The 2,244-nt window shown below is 57.8% G+C and carries 3 protein-coding genes; 2 read left to right on the top strand and 1 reads right to left on the bottom strand.

The features are described from left to right. The first annotated feature begins 477 nt into the window (after positions 1 to 477). On the top strand, positions 478 to 1,620 hold the full coding sequence (locus C470_RS16435; protein ID WP_449271925.1) for a transposase: 1,143 nt from the start codon (positions 478 to 480) through the stop codon (positions 1,618 to 1,620). A 156-nt stretch (positions 1,621 to 1,776) separates the two neighbouring features. Next, the gene (locus C470_RS15905) at positions 1,777 to 1,950 is read left to right on the top strand and encodes a hypothetical protein (protein WP_160162935.1); all 174 of its coding nucleotides are present in this window, start codon (positions 1,777 to 1,779) and stop codon (positions 1,948 to 1,950) included. 11 nt (positions 1,951 to 1,961) lie between these two features. On the opposite strand, the gene C470_RS15910 is transcribed toward C470_RS15905, so the two are convergent. After that, positions 1,962 to 2,244 (bottom strand): hypothetical protein (locus tag C470_RS15910; RefSeq protein WP_008364503.1); only part of this gene is annotated, 283 nt, incomplete at its 5' end.

Consider the following 2,244-nt stretch of genomic DNA (forward strand, 5'->3'; position numbering starts at 1 on the left):
TCCCTGTCTCCTAAGCAAGAAGACAAGCTGAACGAGTGGGAACCTTCGCCCGAAGCAGAATACGCGCTTGATGCGCTCACGCATTTCAAGAGTGTCATCGGCCCAGAAGGCAACCTCATCAGCAACTGGGACGGCCTGGACGACGATAGTCAGTCTTGGTACTGTGCCGGCCTGCTCCGCGAACTTTTCGATGATGGCTACCGCGAGCTCGAGGAGCGGCTCGATAGCCAGCCGCGGGTTGCGGCAGCGGTTGGGTTGAGTTCGAAGGATCCACCGCACTACTCGNCCTTGTCACGGCAGATCGGCAAGCTCGACGAGAACACTTTGGAGCAAGCTGCGCGTTGGGCAAACAACGCTGCTCTCCATCAGTTCCTTCCTCGAGGAAACTCTCCAGACGCTCTCTCTGAAGCTCCGTCGAAACCCCGCTCTTACTACGAGATCGTCGACGAAGAGTGGTCGGTGGGGATGGACGAGAAAATGCGACAAGCCACCCGGATCGTCGGTGAGTATTTGGCACTAACAACGCCCCATCTACGCTCCGATCGCGACCGGACGGCTCCGAATTTTAAACACCCTATCGAGTCGTTCATCCGGCTTCTAGCTCACATTGCGCTTGAAGACTGGCACTTGGAGAGTGGTGCCGATATCCTACGCTGGCAGTCTGACGACGACGTCGACGTGCCTACCGCATCGACGGTTCGAAAGTACGCTCGAAAGCAAGAGGTCGAGGAGCTTGAAGAGAAGTTCCTCAAGGCCAGCTGTGCGCTGCTAGAACGGGAAGAGCTACTCCCTCCCGGACCTGTTCACCTGGCGTACGACGTAACGAAGGTCCGCTGGTACGGCGCCGAGCACGAATGGACAAGTGGAGGTCGAAAAGAGGCGAACACGACCGACTTCTGGCCCTACGCGGTCCTCTCTGCTACCGGCCCCGATCGAAACTATGTGCTGGGGGCGACGCCGATGAAGAAACGAACAGAGATCGCGCAAGCACTTAGACGGCTCCTTCGGCGGGTACATACCCACGCTGACTTCGATATCGGGCGGATCTACTTCGACTCAGAAATGTATCGCGAAGACATCGTCNCCTGCCGTGAGATTGGCGCGAACTTCCTGATCCAAGCAAAAGACACGGGGGACCCCGGTCGCCTCCTTGAAGAGGCGCGAGGTGGAGAGCCCGCAAAAAGCTCTAACATCGAATTCGCGGGACTGACATCGCCAAATAAGCGCGTGAACGGCTTTGCCTACCCGATTCACCCCGGCGAAGTTGGGTCAGATAACCGTGAGGAGTCACACACGGCTTGGATTACAGACCACGACGTCGACGCGCGCGACCTCCGGGGGCTCGCCTACCAGTATCGCAATCGGTGGCAGGTTGAGACGGCGATTCGACAGTTGAAGCACGACTTTCAGGGGCGCTGTGCCTCCGACAACCGTGGGGTTCGCACGATGTATCTCGGCGCCGCGCAGCTGTTCTTCAACTACTGGGTGGCGCTCAACCACGAACTCCCCTACCACCTCGGCCAACCGGCCACTTTCCGACTCAACGGCCAGGAGACGCTTCATGCGGTCCGGGGCGCCGACGTCGAGAGCGCAAGACGTGGCGACAACACTATCATCTAATCAAAGAATCACGTTCGCAACATAGCCCGTAAAATGTCGACTACTGCTAGGGCGCGCAGCAGCGGGGTATATCAACTCTGACCCGCTCCGTCCGAAATAGGCACATGACAGACAAACTTGAGTCGTTGCGTGAGNCACGCCGACTGGCATCCACCATTGAGTATCCGGAACGGGGAGAAAGTCGTTGATGAGGACTACTACGAAGAGCTCTCTGATAGAGAGTGGGCCATGTTTATCGCCGGGGAGTTGGAAGCTTTCGGTGCCGCGAAAACGATGGTTGACGCGGTTGATTCTGACGACAAACAAGATGAGTCTTCTCGCCCCGAGTAGATCTACATCGTCTACAGTTCTTTCTTGAGGGCTCCAAGAAGGTTCGAATCCAACCGTGATATAGCCCACAAGTGACTCTCTACGGCCTGCTCGAGCGCGCTCACCGCCACCTCTCTCGGAACCTCGAAGTAGAACTCCTTCTCACCATCCCAACACGTCAAAATGTACGCGGATTCGTCGCCCCGCTGAAAACGCGCAAGCCAGGCGCTCACCTTCGGGTTCTCCCTAAGCCGGAACACCACTCCGGGGTCCGCGTCATCGGTGTCGTCCTCCGGCTCAGTAAGAGTGGCTCCC

The sequence above is a fragment of the Halorubrum distributum JCM 13561 genome, from assembly GCF_000337395.1.
GTDB lineage: Archaea > Halobacteriota > Halobacteria > Halobacteriales > Haloferacaceae > Halorubrum > Halorubrum distributum.